The 19,405-nt window shown below is 51.5% G+C and carries 13 protein-coding genes; 2 read left to right on the top strand and 11 right to left on the bottom strand.

What is annotated here, in order from left to right:
• Positions 1–13: 13 nt before the first annotated feature.
• From HW447_RS12370 to HW447_RS12420, 11 genes are all read right to left on the bottom strand, one after another.
• Positions 14–976 (bottom strand): FAD:protein FMN transferase, encoded by a 963-nt coding sequence (locus HW447_RS12370; protein WP_176255640.1) that lies wholly within the window; start codon positions 974–976, stop codon positions 14–16.
• 117 nt (positions 977–1,093) lie between these two features.
• A complete protein-coding gene (locus HW447_RS12375) occupies positions 1,094–1,756 on the bottom strand; it encodes a DUF1961 family protein (RefSeq protein WP_176255571.1) in 663 nt (220 codons plus the stop codon).
• Entirely contained in the window at positions 1,750–2,574 is an 825-nt protein-coding gene (locus HW447_RS12380) for a polysaccharide deacetylase family protein (RefSeq protein WP_176255572.1), read from the bottom strand. Before HW447_RS12380 ends, HW447_RS12375 begins: the two co-directional genes overlap by 7 nt.
• A gap of 6 nt (positions 2,575–2,580) precedes the next feature.
• Positions 2,581–5,748 carry a rhamnogalacturonan lyase family protein gene (locus HW447_RS12385; RefSeq protein WP_176255573.1) on the bottom strand — a complete coding sequence of 1,056 codons (3,168 nt, stop codon included), beginning with the start codon at positions 5,746–5,748 and terminating at the stop codon, positions 2,581–2,583.
• 51 nt (positions 5,749–5,799) lie between these two features.
• Positions 5,800–8,430, bottom strand: coding sequence for an exo-rhamnogalacturonan lyase family protein (locus HW447_RS12390; RefSeq protein ID WP_176255574.1), 2,631 nt, complete (start codon positions 8,428–8,430; stop codon positions 5,800–5,802).
• A 73-nt stretch (positions 8,431–8,503) separates the two neighbouring features.
• The gene (locus HW447_RS12395) at positions 8,504–10,066 is read right to left on the bottom strand and encodes a type 2 periplasmic-binding domain-containing protein (protein WP_176255575.1); all 1,563 of its coding nucleotides are present in this window, start codon (positions 10,064–10,066) and stop codon (positions 8,504–8,506) included.
• 36 nt (positions 10,067–10,102) lie between these two features.
• Complete coding sequence (locus HW447_RS12400; RefSeq protein ID WP_176255576.1) at positions 10,103–10,999, bottom strand: carbohydrate ABC transporter permease; 897 nt, start codon at positions 10,997–10,999, stop codon at positions 10,103–10,105.
• Positions 11,000–11,015: 16 nt separating this feature from the next.
• Positions 11,016–11,984, bottom strand: coding sequence for an ABC transporter permease (locus HW447_RS12405; RefSeq protein ID WP_176255577.1), 969 nt, complete (start codon positions 11,982–11,984; stop codon positions 11,016–11,018).
• 366 nt (positions 11,985–12,350) lie between these two features.
• The gene (locus HW447_RS12410) at positions 12,351–14,423 is read right to left on the bottom strand and encodes a helix-turn-helix domain-containing protein (RefSeq protein WP_176255578.1); all 2,073 of its coding nucleotides are present in this window, start codon (positions 14,421–14,423) and stop codon (positions 12,351–12,353) included.
• Between the two features lie 299 nt (positions 14,424–14,722).
• Complete coding sequence (guaB, locus tag HW447_RS12415; RefSeq protein ID WP_176255579.1) at positions 14,723–16,177, bottom strand: IMP dehydrogenase; 1,455 nt, start codon at positions 16,175–16,177, stop codon at positions 14,723–14,725.
• A gap of 151 nt (positions 16,178–16,328) precedes the next feature.
• Complete coding sequence (locus tag HW447_RS12420; protein WP_243176296.1) at positions 16,329–16,823, bottom strand: DUF6106 family protein; 495 nt, start codon at positions 16,821–16,823, stop codon at positions 16,329–16,331.
• Positions 16,824–16,950: 127 nt separating this feature from the next.
• Here HW447_RS12420 and HW447_RS12425 point away from each other — a divergent pair, with 127 nt between their 5' ends.
• Together HW447_RS12425 and feoB are read left to right on the top strand one after the other, a co-directional pair.
• Positions 16,951–17,181: a FeoA family protein gene (locus HW447_RS12425; RefSeq protein ID WP_176255581.1), complete on the top strand. Its 231-nt coding sequence runs from the start codon at positions 16,951–16,953 to the stop codon at positions 17,179–17,181.
• A 12-nt stretch (positions 17,182–17,193) separates the two neighbouring features.
• Positions 17,194–19,335, top strand: a complete 2,142-nt coding sequence (gene feoB, locus HW447_RS12430; RefSeq protein ID WP_176255582.1) for a ferrous iron transport protein B — start codon at positions 17,194–17,196, stop codon at positions 19,333–19,335.
• Positions 19,336–19,405 lie beyond the last annotated feature (70 nt).

Here is a 19,405-nt window from a genome sequence, read left to right on the forward strand (position 1 = left end):
TCTTTCCTCGCCTTCACTGTTTGCTTACAAAATCCGCAGCATTTTGGGAATAATGAATTTCTCCGTCCTCCGTAATGAAAACAGCATAAACCCCGTCCAGGGAATCCGCCAGCTTCATCCCGCCTTCCAGTCCCAGCGCAAAACAGGTGGTGCTTAGACCATCCCCATCCACAGACTGCTCTGAAAGGATCGTCACCTGTGTCAGGCCGTTTTCATAAGGATATCCTGTGAACGGATCCAGAATGTGATGGTAATTGACGCCGTTTTCCTCGAAATGCCGCTCATAAACCCCGGAGGATACCACCGAAAGATCCCGGATATCCAGAGAAGCCACTGTCTCTGTACGGTCTGCGAAAGGCTTTTGAAGGCCGATTTTAAAAGGCTTTCCTCCCGGACGCTCTCCCACACAGAGTACATTCCCTCCCAGATTGATAATGGCGCTTTCTACGCCCTGGCTTTTTAAATACTCCTTCATGCGGTCTGCGATATAGCCCTTGGCAATCGCGCCCAGATCAATGGTGGTGACATCATTGGCAAAGGTAATCTGATTGCCGGAAACGGATACATTTTCATAGCCTACCTTGGAAAGTTCCTCCCTGATCGCATCCTCAGAAGGCACATGGGGATCTGCGCCGGTAAAATTCCACAGACTGCTTAAGGGCTCTATTGTAATATCAAAGGCGCCGTCTGAAAGCCGGCTGTATTCCAGGCCCTTTTCAATGACCTCTGCCGTCTCCTCCGATACGGTAAAGGTTCTCTCTCCAGGCTGCCTGTGATTCATGACATAAATCTCGCTGGTCTCTATGGTAGTGCTGAGTTTCTGCTCATATTCCGAGCAAAGCTTCATGGCCCCGTCTAAAATCTCCTGGTCCTCTGAATCGTACAAAGTCACCGTTACAAATGTGTTAAGCAAAAAAGACGACCTGCTGACAGGCTCCGCTTTCTTTCCGCATCCCGTCAAACAGGCCGCAATCATCATAATTCCTGTAATCAAAAGTGTTATCCATTTATTATTCATGGTACTTATTCTAACATTGAGGGGTATGAAAGTCAAGAAGGCACATTCGGTTGATCCCGTACCTGGGCAGCGGCCCTATAACGTATACACCTCCAAATTCCTATAGGCTCCCGCCATGGGGGCCAGCTGACGAAAGCCGATGCGGCCCGCGCCAAGGAGAGGACCAAAGGTCTGCCCGTCGTCATCAAAGCGAAGGAGTTCCAGCTCCTCCGTCAGAAAACGAATTCTCCCGCCCTTTTTTTCCACACAAAGGCGGTACATCCGGTCCGCATCTGCGGCTGCGGGAATGGGATCGGCCCCCTGAGCTGTCAGATGAAAGCCGTAGCTTTTTCGCAGGTTGCAGGTATGAAAGGCTCGCTCATCAGGCTCCTTTCTCCTGAAATAGGACAGGTGGAAGGCATTGATATCGCCGTGGTGGTACTGATCGTAAATGCCTGTCCGCGGTTTAAGGGCAGGATCAAACACATCCTCTCCGTTTTGCCCCCCGGCAGCAAAAAAGAGCATGGCAAGCCCCGGCTCCCGCAGGGGGCGAAACTCCCAGCAGATCCTGATATCCGCAGGAAATACCCGGTCACACCAGAGAACAAAATTGGCCTTCTGGCCTTCTTTTGGCGACAGCCTGTTTTCAAGAACCATTCCCTCCTCTGAGAATGTCATTTCTGCCTGTCCCTCTAAGCGGAATCCCCTGAGATCCTCCGGGCATTTTAATGGATTGGTATAGATTGGCCCTTTTACCATCGAAGCGTCTCGCCTCCCTTTACCTCTGTGATCCTGCCGTCTATATCAAACCATATACTGCAGGCGTTGGGATTTACGGCCATGGTGCCGTCTACATCAAAAAACACCCGTCTGGCCGCCTCCAAGTAATCTGCAATCTGAATATTGGTGGCATACCAGATATCCTCTCTGCCGCCCATTCGCTCACAGAAGGTTTCCATCAGCTCCCAGTTGTTCCGATCCGTAAACTCGTAGCTGTGCCCCCAGACATACATAAGGTACAGATACTGGCGCTTATAGAGAGCCGCAAACTCCTCGCCCAGTTCTAAAAGCCTGTGGTTATGGTGACAGGTAGCCGTCCATCGGGTAAAATCGGATGGAATTTCAAATTTGTCTGTGCTTCCCACGGTTCTTCCATACCGGATCCCCAGGGAAGGAAGGAGCCTGCAGATCTCCTCATCATAGGAGCCGTTGGGATAGGCCAGTCCCCGGACGGGATATCCCAGATGCTCTTCCAAAAGCCTCCGGTCCCACAGGATCTGCCAGACTGTCTGATCGATGGGGCAGCGGGCGATGGTGGGATGCTGGAAGGTATGGCAGGCCACCTCATGGCCTTTGTAAAGCTCTCTCATCTCCTCTAACGGGATCCGTCTGCCCTCCTGCTTTAAGCCGGCATTGATATTGAAGGTTCCCTTGATGCCGTACCGGTTAAACAGCCTGACCAGACGACGGTCCTCCTCTCGTCCGTCGTCATAGCTCATGGTCAGAGCCTTGTGTCTGCCTCCTGGAAAGCAGGTGTAGATGACCCCCAGTTTCGGTTGATTGCCGTAAAGATCCATACTTTTCTATATCCTCCTATTCAAATTATATATGATGTTCCTGGGGCCCTGTTCTTCCATCAGGCGCTCTCTTAAGGCCTCTGCCGCCATGGCGGCGTACAGCCGGGCCCCTCTTTGGGTGAGATGGATGCCGTCTGTGATATAAAGTCTGCAGCTTTCCTCTTCCCCCAGCCGCCTCTGGGTTTCTTCTGTTTTTCTGAACAGATCTATGAGAAAAATGTCATTTTCATCTGCAAACCGTTTCATGGCTGCCGCATAGGACGCCAGATGCCCTCTTACCTCCTCTGCCTCTTCAGAAAAATCATGTTTCCCGATGCAGGTGCTCACAGGCGTCAGAAGTACAGGAACCGCTTCTGCCTCTCTGGCGGCTCTTATGTAATGCCCCAGAGAATCGCCAAACTTTTCCTCCGGCACGAACCGTTCTTCTCTGGATGCGCAGGCATCGTTATGGCCAAACTGGATCAGCAGGTAGTCTCCGGGCCTCAGATGAGCCCTGATATCCTCCAGACGTCCTTCCTCCCGAAAGGTCTTTGAGGACCGGCCTCCCATAGAGCAGTTATCCACCTCCAGATTCCGACACTGATACCGCCGCTCCTGTAAAAAGGGACTGTCCCCCCTGTGAAAGCATTGGATTACAGCCTCAGGACACAGATATTTTAACAGGTACTCTCCCCAGCCTGCCTGAGGCCGCTTATCCTCCTGATAGCTCTGGGAAACAGAATCTCCCGCCAGGTAGAGCACCGGCCTGCGTTTCATATAGGGGAGAATATCTTCTGCGTCCAGATCCGGGGCATAGTAAAAGGATGGGTATACCGGCTGATTATAGCAATTATTCTGCCATGCCACGCCGCAGCGGTACTGGATATCCTGCATCAGGCTTATCAATTTATGATCCGAGGGCTCCAGGGACGTATAGATGCGGATAGCGCTGCTGTCCGCGGTCCGAAGAAGCAGTTCTTCTCTGTAGTCTCCGAACAAATCCGCCACAAGGCAGGGATTCCCCTTGGTGCCGTTGTTGGTCAGGGTATCCCCCGGATCCAGCATCACTCCATGGGCCCAGTCGTTGACCACGCCTCTTGCCTCCTGCCCCAGATAGTCCGGGCCGTCTGTAACCTGGGTGGAATAGTCTGCTCCAAACCGGACAATCATATTGCTTCCCAGGGTATCCCCCCGCACCTTGTTTCCATGACAATCAAAGGTTCCAACTCCGTTGACCCAGCAGCTGAGTCCTCTCTGTCCGGAAATCACAGCCCCGGTCATACAGCGCCCCAGATCCTCCCTGGCATATTCCCCGAAAATCACAGCGCCGTCCTCTGCCTGGCAGAGAGCATAGCCGTAAGGAGCCTCCCTGGCCCCCTCAAATACATGAAAAATCTCCATTCCCGGCCGATCGGGATCAATCTGGGCCGCCTGGATGGCGTCTCCGTGTCCCAGTTTTGCCAGAGAACCATCAGGCAGACGGTCAAAGGAGCTGTAAAGCAGACTGCCGTCATGGTCGATGACCGCCGCTCCGAAGATCAGCTCCATGTATCCGTCCCCATCCACATCTGCCGCGGAAAGAGAATGGTTTCCCTGGCCCGCCAGCGAGCCGTATACGGTGCTGGAACCTTTTTTTGCGTGTGGATGACTGCAGAACGGATTTTCCATGGGAACATGGCCGCTGTCCACCCGAAACCGCTCCTCAAGCTTCCCTTTTTTCAGGTCATAAGCCGCGATACAGCTTCTGGTGTAATACCCCCTGCAGATGATAAGGCTGGGATGGATGCCGTCTAAATAAGCCGCCGCTGATAAAAAACGGTCTGAGCGGTTGCATGGCTCAATCCGCGGCATGGCGTAGTCGCCCCACCGAAGGCCGTCATCCTCCCTTGGGAAGGGGAAGGGAATAGTGGTGATCTCCTGTCCGTCCCCTGCAAACACACTGAGATACTCCGGCCCTTCATATATAAATCCTTCAAAGCGGCGAAGGTCATTTTTTGCATGGCGTTTTTTCGCATACACATCCAGAAAATAGTCGGCCAGCCACGCTCCATCTTTTCTGCTTAAAGGATAGGAAAAACGGGATTCTATGCCAAAACATTCCTCCAGAGACCCAGGCCACAGGCCATCTTTTACCTCCTGCTGATCCTGCCAGCTCTGAAATACGCGGATCAGATGCTCCCGGTAGCCGTCAGGAGAGCAGACATAGCAGTCATTATGGCCATAGCCCTTCCTTATATCCTCCTTTGGCATGGTGATAAACCGGGAGCGTATCTCGCTGCCGTCCGGCCCGTAAAAGATCATACGGCTTCCCGGCGCCGTCTTAACGCTCATCTCTGCCTTCCCGTCTCCGTCCAGATCATAGCATATAAACTGGGTGTAGTGGGCTCCGGCCCGGATGTTGCAGCCCAGATCCAGACGCCAGAGCAGAAGGCCGGACTGTTTATAGCAGTCAATATATACAGGGCCTGTATAGCCTTTAACAGAAACGTCATGGGAATTGGACGGATCCCATTTTACAAAATACTCGTACTCCCCGTCTCCGTCCACATCGGCCACAGACATATCGTTGGCGGAATAGGTATACGCTTCTCCCGCCGGGGTGACGCCTCCGGCGGGTTTTCTAAGAGGAAGCTCAAACCAGGGCTTTTCCCAGACGGACACAGGGGGGCAAAGCTCCAAATCCCCGCTTCTGCTTACCTGATACCGATCTTTCGCCTTGCCTTCCGAATCCAGATAACAGAGGCTTTCCCCTGTTTCTCCGATTTTTTCGCCGTTTCTCCACACTGTAAAGGCCGGACTGCACAGGCTGCGCCTTTCATTCTCATACCCTGTCACCTCATCCAAAAGGAGTCTCCAGCTTAAAAACACGCCGTCCTGCGCCGGTACGGCCACAAGTCCCCGGCCAAGCCTCTCTAACTGAGGGCGGCGCACATGAGTTACCGGCGTCTCAAACGTCTCCTGAGCCTCCTGTTCCTTTCCGTTTCTCACCGAACGTACCTGAAAATAATGGGGGATATCCGTCCGCTTATTGAGATGAAACCGTCTTTCCTCCCCAGGCCCCGCCGCCTTCACCTGTAGAAAACGGGTTCCCGGATGCCTGCGGTCCGCCCAGTAAAGGCGGCTTTCTGTCTCACCGGGCGTCTCATCCCAGGTAATGGTGATCCCGTTTCTGTCAATTTTCTCACATCGGATCATTTCCATCCTTCCTTTCTCTGCCTTCAACGTCAACTGGGGCCGTAAGGCCGTTTACGCCTTATGCCAGTTTTCCGGTGGTTCTCCTGCCACCAGCGCCTTTACCTCCTCCATTGTCCTTGGCAGACGTTCCCGTATAAAATCCAGAACCATGATCACATTCAGACACCACTGTGCGGTAAAATTGGTGGAGATCCATGGTATTTCCTTTAAAACCGGCCGGTTTCCCACATTATTCTCCTCATGGATCACAAATCCCTCTGTATCCAGATCCGTCACCATAGCGTGAAGCAGAATCCTCCAGGCTGTATCTGCCAGCCAGGGATTCTTACGCCTTACAGCCCCGTAAGCCCCCATAGCGGCCGCCATAAACGGAAGGGTAAACTGACGTTCCCCAATAGAACCTTCGCTGCGCTTTAGCTGCTCCTCTCTGGGAAGATAGTAAAACTCGCCATACTCCGCAATCATATCCTTCCATCTCTCGTCCTCCATCATATCGGCCATCTCCATCCACACCGAGGGCGCTCCCATGCAGATCTGCAGATGGGTTCCTCCGGTGGCGCGCTCGCCGATATAGCGCAGATGAGCGCTGGCCGGGTCAAATTCAAAGTCCGGGCCGCTGACCAGGCGCAGGGGCGTATCTGCGATATCCTGGCTGCCTGTTTGGATCTTCTTTAAATACCGTTCATCCAGGGTGCGTTCCCACTGGGTCATCCAGTTGGCGCAGAGACTGGACCAGTCGGGGCCGCTTCTCGCGTGGGTGGGGAATACCATGTTCTCCTTATCATAAAATTCCCCTAAAGGATCCTTTCTCAAAAAAGTAAACTCATTGTCCTTAAGCTCCTCAAAGATATCCTCCATCCGGCGGTCTCCGGTGAGATAGTAAAAATACCGGTGGTGGGCCGCCATGGCGATCCGCGCCTCCTTACAGGGGCAGCCCCAGTGCCTTACATTGTGCCGGGAGCCCATACCCTTATAAGGACCGAAATGGTATACATCCACCTCGGAGGCGTGCCGGGAGAGCCGCTCAGCCATCTCAAAGGCATCGGCCCGGCCGGTTCTCATAAACATCAGCCACAGCCATAACGTAGGCACCAGTTCCGTATTATCCCAGGCATAGCCCCCCATATCGTAGCGCCATTGATGCCGGAACCGGTCGTAGGTGTGCATAAAATCGCCGTAATTAAAAAGACCGTACCAGTTTCTCTGATCCACCTCCTGCTTATAAAAATCAAGGGCTCGCTCCAGCTGTCCCTCTAACCACCGCTCTGTCTGAGTGTTCCCCTCCGGCAAAGACCAATACCCAAAAGCCCTGCAGCTGTGATAATACTCCGGCGTTCCCACATAGACCGCCGGGTTTGAAACGCTTTCTGTAAACGCCCCTAGCGTTTCTTCGCAGGCGCACATCTCCTTTGTCAGCTCCAGGCTGCACTCGCTTGTCACAGCAATACCGCAGGCGCTGGCTCCTTTAAAATCATAACCCTCATAATAGCTCTGATTGTACCCCCGATTTGCATAGTGGCCAAAATCAAAGGCATCGGATGAGGGAGAGTAAAACCAGGTTACTGCCTCGATCTCATGGCCGCTTAAGCCCTTTACCGTATAGCCCGACGGATAAGTCTGCCAGAAGCTGCGCACTCCAAGCATCACGCCGCCGGCCTCCGAGCCGAAGGCCAGGCCTCCCCTGGCCCGAAGGCCGTGAATACAGTCAATCCAGCAAAGTCCCTCCCCTGCCTGTTTCTTTTTTATGGAAAAATGGGTGGGCGCATCCTGAACGATATCATATGTATCCCAGAAGGGCATGGCCTTAATTACCGTATTTACCCGTTCCAGAGCCTCTCCCTCCGGGAAAACCGCCTCTCCCCGGCATTGCTTCTCGTAAAGCTCCTCCGGTATTTTGGGCCTCCAGGTGAGAAGATTCGCCGTACTCTCTGAAAATGAGCCTGCATCGCCCAAAAAACGCAGATGACGGTTGTAAATTTTCCCCTCTGCCGGGAACACAGCCTTCAGGCCGATCCCCTTTAAAAAGTCCGTCTCCTCGCATCCATCATATGCAAAGGTATACTGCATATCCAGACGGCAATCATCCGCTCCCACAAAGAGCCGCAGGATGAAGGGAATCATTTCCTCTGCGTCATTTTTGTGGATACCTTCAAATTTCAGCACCGCACGAAGAGGCCCCGCCTCCTCTGCTGTCACCTTTTGTATTCTTCCTGTAAACCCTGTGACGGCGGACGAAACGTTCTCCCCCTCCCACGTCCTTCGCTCCAGTCTCAGGACAGACGTAAGGGCCATGATCCTGCATTTTCCGTCCACACGGTAGTCTGAGATCAGCTTCTCACCAGAGGCTCCCGCAAAAAAGGAAACCCTGTCCGTTTCCACCAGAATACCGTTCTTTTGCTCCGTCAGACGAAGAGAGTGTTGGGCAGCTGCCTCCTTTTCCCCTTTCTTTAACCGTTCCACACAAAAATGCTCTCCCAGCCCTTTCGCCTTTGCCGTATGCGCCGTCCATTTTATGCTTCCATCTTTATAATAGGCCATTATCCGGCTCTGAAGGGGGATCTTCCTTCCGTCCTCTCCCACTGCCTTAAGGGCATCCTCCCGGTGCAGTTCGCCCTTTGGCCAGATACAGCCAAACTGCGCCATTCCCTGTGCGCTTCTTCCTTCCAGTCTGTGTAATTCCATGGTTTTTCCCTTTCCTAAAAAATATTCCGGCGGCCCTGAATGATCTCAGAACCGCCGGAGCCATTTTCCTGTCTTATTTTGTCTGATCTGCCTGATACATCTGATTCAGTTCTTCGATCAGGCGGTCGCCGCCGCGGTCCAGCCAGGTTTTGGCTGCCTTCTCAAAGCCAGCGTCGTCTAACTGTCCGCAGATATACTGGGTTCTGGCATCATCAATGATCTGTTCGATATCCGTACCGACTTCCGCATTAACCTCTGAGCTTGCCAGATATCCCAATGCCGGGTTTGTCACAGCAATAGGACGGCATATCTCATAGGCTGCGTACTGTGCAGCTGTAGGCTCATCCTGCTCTAACTCTGGAGAGGCTGCAATAATATTAGGGATGTAGGGGATCGCCTGATTCAAACCATTGCTTGCAGCCTGCTCTAAGGGGATATCGCTTAACTTCCTGATCTTGCCCTCAGCGGTAAGCTCGTAGTTCATACCTTCCAGGCCATAATCAGCCAGCACCAGCATTTCATCATCGCACATCTTGTCTAAGAAGTGCAGGCAGGCTTTTACATCCTCTTCTGTCTTGGCTCCTGCTTTGGTAATCAGGAAATAGCCGTTGTAGCCGGAGGTTGCAAGCGTCTTATCGTTAATAGGGCCTACCAGCTTCATGGAAGCAGTCTTTGACGGATCCACAACCGATTTCACATCATTTGACTCATAATACTGCCAGATTCTCTTTGCTCCGTCCATCACGTCGATAAACGCCCCTGCCTCGCCCTTTTTGCAGGCTTCTCCAAAGGTGCCGGAGTCTACGGCCGCCCAGTCCCTGCGGATCAGGCCTTCCTCGTAGATCCTGCGCATCCATTTTAAAGCTTCCTTAAACTCCTCCGTCTGGTGAACAGGCACCAGCTTTCCATCCTGCTCTACCCACTCATTTCCACAGCCAAACCAGGTCTGAATAATATCCAAGGGCCCGGTATACTTAGTCATCTCCAGACCGAAGGTATCATCTTTGCCGTTGCCGTCGGGATCCTCATAGGTAAATTTATAAAGCATATTGTAAACGTCCTCAATGGTCTTTGGCGGCTCGGTAATACCAACGGCCTCTGCCCAGTCCTCGCGGTAAGCAAAGCCATAGCGGCCAATCTCTCTTGCCTTGTAAAGACCTACCATCTTTCCGTCTACGGTCATGGCCTTTGCGACTTCCTTATTATACTGAGACAGATTTGGATACGCCTCTTTATCCTCCAGGAAAGGAGCCAGGTCCCAGAACGCTCCCTTTCTTGCAGCGTCTACCACATTGGCTGTCATATCCTTTTTGGCACCTAGGATCATGGGCATATTGTCACGGTCCATTAAGGTAATGCCGAACTTTTCATCATAGGTGCCGTCCTGTTCCCAGCGCCAGTCCACATGAGTTCCCGTATACTCCTCATACATCTGAATGACCTTGTCAGACCCTTCGTTTGCAAGGCTGGTACCCGTAAAAGTGGGAACCATGATGGATACAGAAGGCTTTCCGTCTGCAGCCTGCTGCGACTGCCCCTCCTTAGAGGATGCTTCTTTGCCTGCGCAGCCGGTTACGGCGGCTGCCATCAGAGCGGCAGCTGCCAGTGCCATTACTTTTTTTCCTGTTTTTCTCATAATTAAATCCCTCCAATTTTATTTTTATACTGTCTGTTACCCCTTTACAGAGCCTACCATCACGCCCTGAGTAAAGTATTTCTGGATAAATGGATATACCAGAAGGATGGGAACGGTTGCCACCACCGTAGTTGCCATCTTCACTGCCTTCTCCGGAGGAGCGCCCCAGATACCCCAGTCAAAACCGCTGTCAGAGGAAATGCTGGATGTGAGGAAAATGATCCTCCTTAAAACGATCTGCACCACTTCCTTGCTGCTGTCGGAAATATACATCATCGCGTTAAAGTAGGAGTTCCAGTGGCTGACCGCATAGAACAGGGATACGGAAGCAATGCTGGGCTTTGAAAGCGGGAGAATGATCTTGCAGAAGATCTCCAGATCGTTGCAGCCGTCAATCCTGGCCGCCTCCTCAAGCTCCATGGGCAGCCCCTGAAAGTAGTTCTTAATGATAATCATGTTGAAGGCATTGATGGCTCCCGGCAGCCACAGAGCCCAGAAGGTATTCTTAAGGCCCAGAGAATCCACTACCATATACATGGGGATCATGCCCGCAGGGAAAAGCATGGTAACAATGACCATGTTTGTGAAAAATACTCTTCCCTTAAAGTACGGTCTGGAAAGAGGGTATGCCAGGGTACACGAAAGAAACATATTGATAAAGGTTCCCACAGCTGTTACGATTACTGTATTTTTCAGCCCTTTAAACACATCGCCGGTGCGCAGGATGTACTGGTACGCATTGAGGGAAAATTCCCTGGGAATCAGAAAGAACGCCCGTTCTGTCAGTTCCCGCTCCGTTGCAAAGGAACCGGCTATAATGTAAATAAATGGAAGCAATGTTATCAGGGCAAAGGCTCCCACGATGAGATATAAGAGCACCTGAACCGCCTGATCCGCCGGACTTCTCTTAATTGCTGTACTCTGTTTTGCCATTTCATTTCCTCCCCTTTTAATAGAATCCTGATTCTCCAAAGACCTTCGCAAGACGATTGGCCCCCAGAACCATGATCATGCTGACTACAGACTTAAACAGTCCTGCCGCCGTTGCCAGTGAATAGTTGCCGTTTGCAACTCCCTTGGTGTAGATATAGGTATCAAATACGTCCGAAACCGCCCGGTTCATGGAATTTTGCATCAGGAAAATCTGCTCATAGCCTGTATTCAGAAGCTGGCCCACCTTTAAAATAAGCATGATCACTATGGTGGTTCGGATGGCCGGAAGCGTAATGTGCCACAGTTTCTGCCAACGGTTGGCTCCGTCTACGGCTGCCGCCTCATAGAGCTGTACATCCACGCCTGAAAGAGCCGCCAGGAAAATGATTGTGCCGTAGCCTGTTTCCTTCCACATACTCTGCCCGATAATCATCGGTACAAACAGATTTGGATTACTCATGATGTCGGGCGCATTTTCACCAAATACGGTTTTTATAATGTGATATACAAAGCCGTCTGTAGTGTTAAAAAGCTGGGCAGTCAGCGTAGCCACGATCACCCATGAAATAAAGTGCGGAATGTAGACCATGGTCTGTGTGACACGCTTAAACATCACGTTTTTTAATTCATTTAGTATCAGGGCCAGTATAATCGGAGCCGGAAAATAAAAGATCAGGCTGGTAATGGATATTTTAAGCGTATTACCAAGAATGGTTAGAAAATCCGGTCCAGTGAGAAATTTCTTAAATACGTCAAAACCTACGATGGGGCTGTGAAGAATCGCCCCCAGCATGGAATCTCCGTTGTAAGGGCTGAAATCCTCGAATGCCATCAAAAGCCCGAACATGGGAAGGAAACAAAATACCAGCATCCAGATCACTCCCGGCGCTATCATAATGTAGAGCCATTTATGTGTCTGGAGAGCGTGTTTCCAGGTTCCCGCTTTTGGTTTCTTGGCGGCCGCAGCCGCTGCTTTTTCTCCCATAATATCCTCCTTTTTTGCTGGGCATCCCCTTATTTCAGGGAGCATCCGGGACGTTCTCTTACGTATCCGGCTTCTGAGCCGATGCCCCACTGTGTTTTTGTCCTTTGACTTTAAGCGGATTGTACAGGGAGTCTTTTTGATTTGTAAAGTTTCATTTTATAGCCTGTATTTTAAAGCTGAAAAATCCCGGAATCCCTTGCAAAATAAGGAAATTCCGGGATCTGTCCCAGGAGAGTTATCATTATCTTTCCTGCCTGTGTGCTGCTTTTTTGGCAAATGCTCCGGTTCTTTCTGATGTAATCTGGCGCGGGCCGGAACCCGATTTTTGTCCCCCGTTCTCTCTTTCCAGGGCGTTCCTTCCCTGGCTTACTTTCTGTGCTCCCTGCGGTATCTGGCAGGAGTGGTGTTCTCCATCTTGCTGAAAAAGCGGATAAAATTCTGAACGCTGGTGTAATGAAGTTTCTGCGCGATCTCCGCTACACTCAACTCCGTGGTCAAAAGCAGCTGATGCGCACGTTCGATCCGAACCTGGTTGACCAGGTCGGTAAACGTGGTATTCTTTTCTTTTTTAAGAACCTTCCACAGATAGGTTGGATGATAGTTCATCTCAGCGGCGCATTCATTTAAAGTAATATTGCCGTCATTTTGCCGGATTAAGCCGATGATCGTCTTGTACAGCTCTGAATCCTCGGTGTGGCGGTTCTTTACCATAGCCTCCATCACTGGCTTTAAGACGCTTTCATTCATAAACCTGCGAAGCTGCTCATAGTCGTAGATCCGAAGGGCCCTCTGCAGCAGGTTGGCCCGGTTGTCCGGAAAAATATCATTGAGAGAAAGCCCCAGGCTCTCCGGTACTCCCATGACGGCCACCATGATCCTCATGATATAAAGATCCCGCTCTCTTCCCATGATCTCTTTATTTTCCAGACGCCGGATCACTGTATCCATAAAATTGGCGGCCTCTTTGGGGGTTCCGTGGCTGATGGTGGTCTTTAATTCATTTTCCACTACCAGGTCATAGGCAGCGTTCCGGCTGTGGCCCCGTTGGGCATAATCCTCAAACAGAACCAGGCCGGGCTGGGATTTTACAGAGTCCCGGTTCTTTGTCTGAATCGAAAGGGCCTCTCTGCACTCCTGATAGGCAACACTGCAGTCTAACAGCCGGGTAAACATCCGGCTGATCCCCACAGACAGACGGATCCCCCACTGGGACATGGCCTCATCTTCCATATTTTTATACATCTGGGCCGTGACCAGATCCAGCTGATACTCGTCCGGGCCGGAGGTGATGATCACCAGACGCTTTTTAAATATAATGGGCACAAACGAAAGCTCCGTAAGAAAGCCTCTGAAATGAGCACAAAGCTCCTCTGGTTTGGGAAGCGGCATTTCCTCCTGATCCCCCTCTCCCTGCAGAAGCTTCGGCTCAAACACACTCATACGGTATTTCTTTGCCGAAGAAAGCTCCAGAAGCCGCAGCTGCTCCTCCACATAAGGCTCATCTGCTTCCCCGCTGACGATCCGGTCCAAAAACAGCTCCTGCATATGAAGTTTCTGCTGTCCTACAGTCTCCTCCAGCCGATCCATGGTTCCCTCGTACCGTTTCAGTATCAGACGGATCAGATAAAGGGATACAATGGTCAGAACTCCCACGATCAATGCCGCTGCTACAAACTGCAGGGAGACTCCCCATGTGTTTGACAGATCGTAGGCAATATAATAACGATATCCGCTTCCCGTGTCCGTAAGGGAATACCCCAGATATTTCCTGTTATCTGCCCCCTTAAACCGTCCCCACAGTCCTGTCTGATCGGGATGACGTTCCAGATATCCGCTGACAGCCTCTGTATTCCCGATAAAGCGCTGGCCGCTGTAGCTTAAGACCTCTACCTTATACCCGGAATCTGCAAAAGGCTCCATAAATGTCTCAAAGGCAGCGGGATTGAGCTTAATCAGCAATATGTAACGCAAAGCGGAGCCATAAGTACCTCCCTTGATCACAAAATGCTCCCCGGAAAGATCTGCATAATTGCTCTCTCGAAGCCTGTTTTCCCCTGTCGTACTCTCCTCTTTTGGCGGACGGCTGTCCCAGCCTACATAGAGAAAATTCTCCTCCTGCTCCTTTAAAAACGCCTCCAGTTCATCCCGGTTTGAGGCCTCCTCCATGGGGAACAGGCCATAGTTATTCAGGATCCAGCCCTGCTCCACATTGATAAAATCGTATTCTTCAATATAATGGGCAATATGGTAATCCCCTTCCAGCTGATTCTGCACACTCCGCAGCTGCTGATAGCTGGTATAGGGAGGCTCCTTTTGTTCCTTCAGCCATTTGAACTCATCCCGGCTGGTAAAGGTCAGATAATAGGAACGGATGGATGACAGCATATTTTCTGTATCCGAAGAAAAGCTGTTGCCGTAAGCCTCCAGTGCGCTTTCCATACTTCTGCTTTCGTTATGAAAAAACAGATATGCGGAAATGCACCCCAAAACCATCAGCGGCAGCATCACGATCCATATAATATGGTGAAACATATCTTTACTGTATAATTTAGCCAGCCTGTCTTTCACTTGATCACCTTTTTCATTCCAAATTTTCCCGTTTTTTATATTATCACGGGGAGGGGCGAGCGTCAATAGACTCATAAAGTCCGCTTCTCCGCTCTAACTATTTGGCAACAAAAAAACTTGGGGGAAGAATCCACTCTTCCCTCAAGTTCGTATCTTCGGTCTTTTGTCCCTTACTCGTCAATGGAGTAGTTAGGAGCTTCTTTTGTAATATGGATATCGTGAGGATGGCTTTCCTTTAAGGAAGCGGCAGAAATCTTCACAAATCTTGCCGTGTTCTGCAGAGTTGGAATATCCTGCGCTCCGCAGTAGCCCATACCGGCTCTCAAACCGCCTAACAGCTGGAATACTGTATCCTCGACCATACCCTTGTAAGCCACACGGCCTTCCACGCCTTCCGGCACCAGTTTCTTAGCGTCAGTCTGGAAGTAGCGGTCCTTACTGCCGTTTTCCATGGCGGCGATGGAACCCATACCACGGTATACCTTGTACTTACGTCCCTGATACAGCTCGAACGTACCCGGACTCTCGTCGCAGCCTGCAAACATACTTCCCATCATACATACGCTTCCGCCTGCGGCAATGGCCTTTGTAACGTCTCCGGAATACTTGATGCCGCCGTCAGCGATGATCGGAATGCCATATTCCTTTGCCACATTATAACAGTCCATAACGGCTGTGATCTGAGGCACGCCGATACCGGCTACCACACGGGTGGTACAGATGGATCCTGGGCCGATTCCTACCTTCACACAGTCAGCACCCGCCTCGATGAGGGCTCTTGTAGCGTCTCCAGTAGCTACGTTGCCTGCCACTACCTGCAGATCAGGGAATGCGTCCTTGATCATCTTTACGCAGCGGATCACGTTTGCGGAATGACCATGGGCAGAGTCAAGGACAATCACGTCCACCTTCGCCTCTACCAGAGCAGCCACACGCTCTAACACATTAGCCGTAATGCCCACGCCGGCGCCGCAGAGCAGACGTCCCTGCTCGTCCTTTGCAGACAGAGGATACTTAATCTGCTTTTCAATGTCCTTGATTGTGATCAGGCCCTTTAAGTTGAAATCGTCATCTACAATAGGAAGTTTCTCTACTCTGGCCCTGGCAAGGATGGCCTTGGCCTCTTTGAGAGTCACGCCTTCCTTTGCAGTTACCAGACGTTCGGAGGTCATGCACTCCTTAATGGGACGGCTGAAATCCTCCTCAAACTTTAAGTCGCGGTTGGTGATGATACCGACCAGCTTCTTTCCCTCTGTGATCGGCACGCCGGAAATACGGAACTTTGCCATCAGATCATTGGCATCCTTTAAGGTATGCTCCGGAGAAAGGTAGAAGGGATCGGTGATAACGCCGTTCTCCGAACGCTTTACGCGGTCTACCTCCTCCGCCTGCTCCTTAATGGACATATTTTTGTGGATAATGCCGATACCGCCCTGACGCGCCATGGCAATGGCCATACGGTGCTCCGTAACAGTATCCATGCCTGCGCTCATAAGGGGGATATTCAGCTTGATCTTTTTTGTAAGATAGGTGGTGAGATCTACCTGATTTGGAATCACTTCTGAATAAGACGGAACCAGAAGCACATCATCAAAGGTAATGCCTTCGCCGATAATCGTACCCATTGAAACTTCCTCTCTTTCTGCGTAATTACTTGCCCTCTGAATCTTATTAGTATCTTATACTAGCAAATTTTACATAGGTTGTCAAACCCATTTTTTCGTATGTATTCATTGATTTTACTAATAAGAAACCATCAGCCGCCCTAATATCCGGCTAGAGAACGAATTTCCTTGGAAATGCGCGGCGCATGGCTCCCAGCATCTTCTCATTGGGCTCAATGAGAACCTTCATGGTGTCCGCACCCTTCTGGTACATGAGAGCGTAGACCTTTCCTCCCTGTTTCCCGGAGGTACAGTCCATAATCTTCATCCCCTGCTTGGAGTAGTCCTTTAACATATAGGAATCTGCGGGAGCAATCAGCTGAATGTCGTCCTTCTCACAGTCAAACGCCTTTTTGCGTCTGGCCTTTCCCATGATGCGGTCGATCCGCAGGCCGCCCTCGGCAAACAGATATTCATATTCCACACTGAGATTTAAAAAGATAAAATAGGTGGCAGCGCCCGCTGCTGTCAAGATCACAACCCCGATCACAGTCTGAAGAGCCAGAAGCACAGAAAAAGCGCATACCAGAACCATGATGATCTTCACCGGAATCGCGTAGACGGGGTCCCTGCGCTTTACAAGCCATTCAATATAGTTTTCTTCCATAACAAACTCTCCTGTCATAATTTTTTGTCCTTTTTATTATACACTACTTCCCAGCTTATTTCCAGTCACATTTTACCGTTTGCGCCATACCTTAATAATAAGAACAAACAGGTACAGGTGCTTATCCTTGAATCCTTCTCTTTCTTTAAGCGATATAAAGCCGGGAGAGCGCGCCAGGGTCCGAACGCTTTTGATCACGGGAGCCATGCGCAGGAGGCTTTTAGATTTGGGGCTGACCTTTGATACCCCGGTAGAATGTCTGGGGGTGAGCCCTTTGGGAGATCCGGCGGCCTACCGGATCCGCGGAGCGGTAATCGCCATCCGAAGGGCCGACAGCCGCCAAATCCTTGTATACTGAAACGGAGGAACCATGAAACCAGCTCATTCTTTTTTGAGAAAACACCCTTTTGATGCAAATGATCGCTCCGCAGGTGAACCCGCAGGCCATCTGACAGCAGCCCTGGCAGGTAATCCCAATGTGGGGAAAAGTACCTTATTTAACAGTCTCACCGGCAGTTCCCAGCACACCGGGAACTGGGCCGGCGTGACTGTATCCTGCTCCAACGGGATCTGCCGCTCTAAGACGGGCTCCTATACCCTGACCGACCTGCCCGGCACCTATTCCCTGATGGCACATTCGGAAGAAGAAGCCGTTTCCCGGGATTTTATCTGCTTTGGAGACTGTGATGTAACAGTTGTCGTCTGCGATGCTACCTGCCTGGAGCGAAACTTAAATCTGGTACTCCAGATTCTGGAAACAGGAAAGCGAACCATGGTCTGCGTCAACCTTATGGATGAAGCTGCCAAAAACAGGATCCGCGTGGATCTTGAGGGACTGGAGGCCGCTCTTGGCGTCCCGGTTTCAGGAACAAACGCCAGGCGCAGGCAAACGCTGGGCCATTTTCTCCTGAAGCTGGATGCGGCGGTAAAGGAAGAGGCCCCCGCTCCCTTTTTTATCGCCTATGATCCCCCCATTGAGGCCGCCATTTCCATTGTGCAGCCCTTTACGGAACGGTTCTCCCCCCGGCTCTCTCCCAGGTGGCTGGCCCTGCGGCTGCTGGAACAGGATGAAGGGCTTTTGAAAGCAGCAAACACCTTTTTACAGGAGGATCTGTCCCAGGACGCAGCGCTGTCGGAAGCGCTTAAGCAGGCACAGTCTGTGCTTTATGAGGCCGGTATCTTTGAAGATGGGTTAAAAGACCGCATCGTCTCCGGGATCGTAGCCGCGGCAGAAGCGATCGCTGCCCAAACAGTCTCCCTGCCGGAGGGAACCTACGGCTTAAAGGACCGGTATATGGATCGGATTCTTACAGGGCGGATCGCCGGGTATCCGGCTATGCTGCTTTTGCTGGCCCTTGTATTCTGGCTTACCATTACCGGGGCCAACTATCCTTCCGCCCTGCTTTCTGACTTTTTTTTCTCTTTTCAGGAAAAGCTCATAGCCCTGTTTTTGGCCGCCGGCGCTCCTGACTGGCTGACAGGAGCTCTGATCCTTGGCGTATACCGGGTGCTGGCCTGGGTGGTCTCTGTGATGCTGCCCCCGATGGCCATTTTCTTTCCCTTATTTACACTTTTGGAAGATTCCGGCTACCTTCCGCGAATCGCTTATAACCTGGACCGCCCCTTCCAATGCTGTAAGGCCTGCGGCAAACAGGCGCTCACCATGGCTATGGGCTTTGGCTGCAACGCGGCCGGGGTGACTGGCTGCCGGATTATCGACTCTCCCAGGGAACGGCTTTTAGCCATCCTGACCAACAGCTTTGTCCCCTGCAACGGGCGGCTTCCGGCGCTTATTACCCTGATCTCCCTGTTTTTTGCAGGATCGGCGGGAACATATTCCTCTTTTTCAGCCGCCCTTTTTCTAACCCTGTTTATCCTTTTGGGAATAGCCATGACCTTTTTTGCATCCTGGCTTTTGTCCGCCACCCTGCTGAAAGGGGTACCCTCCTCCTTTACCCTGGAGCTGCCCCCCTACCGCCGTCCGCAGATCGGCCGGGTGATCTGGCGTTCTGTCCTGGACCGGACGCTCTTTGTATTAGGGCGGGCCGCCGCCGTCGCCGCTCCCGCAGGTCTGGCGATCTGGATTCTGGCAAATATTTCCATCAATAATATAACCCTTCTGGGCCATATCAGCGGATATCTGGATCCCCTTGGGCGGCTTCTTGGCATGGACGGCGTGATCCTTATGGCCTTTATCCTGGGGCTGCCTGCCAATGAAATCGTGATCCCCATCATCGTCATGGCCTATACGGCCCAGGGAACTCTTATGGATCCTGGCAGTCTGGCAGACCTTAAAACGCTTTTGGTTTCCCAGGACTGGACCTGGGTTACAGCACTGTGTACCATGGTATTTTTCCTCCTTCACTGGCCCTGTTCCACCACTCTGATGACCATAAGAAAAGAGACCGGCAGTATGAAATGGACCTGTCTGGCCTTTTTCCTTCCCACTGCCTGCGGAATGGCGCTCTGCATGATGATCGCGGCCGGGACCCGGCTCTTGACTTTCCTGTAAGGTACTTATATAATAATTCCCAGTATTCACATATGAATAATGTATATAACTGCAGCGCCCCGTATCTCGA

Source organism: Enterocloster alcoholdehydrogenati (genome assembly GCF_013282095.1).
Taxonomy (GTDB): Bacteria; Bacillota; Clostridia; order Lachnospirales; family Lachnospiraceae; genus Enterocloster; species Enterocloster alcoholdehydrogenati.